Origin of the sequence: Mesorhizobium sp. M8A.F.Ca.ET.202.01.1.1, from assembly GCF_004791595.1 — a bacterium.
Taxonomy (GTDB): domain Bacteria; phylum Pseudomonadota; class Alphaproteobacteria; order Rhizobiales; family Rhizobiaceae; genus Mesorhizobium.
In genome coordinates, this window is the sequence record NZ_SRUN01000133.1 from 1 (window position 1) to 348 (window position 348).

Sequence of the window (348 nt, forward strand, 5' to 3'; positions counted from 1 at the left end):
TCCAGCACCGCGCGCAGCAGCGCGACCTTGAGATTGGCATCCGTGCGCCCTTGCGCCGCCAGCGCCTCGACCTCGGTCGAGCGGCCGTAGAGCCCGGCGCCGTAGAGCGCTGCAGCGACAATCGCGAGCGCCACTGCCGCAAACAGGAGCCAGGCGCGCCGCGCCCGCCCGGCAAGCAACTCGGGCGTCGGGGATAAGGCAGCGGCAGGGCGTTGCAGCATGCCGCATTTGTGCATGATTTCGCACAAAGCGCAATTCGGCCTATACGCATTGCCGCACGGATGCCGTTCAGGGTGCACGATAAAAAATCAAAAAAACCAGCAAAATCAACGAAGCGAAACGCCGGGC

General features: G+C 64.4%; 1 pseudogene. It reads right to left on the reverse strand.

Annotation, left to right across the window (positions count from 1 at the left end):
- A pseudogene (locus EN845_RS34160) lies at nucleotides 1-221 on the reverse strand (two-component sensor histidine kinase); the annotation flags it as partial.
- Nucleotides 222-348: the final 127 nt, after the last annotated feature.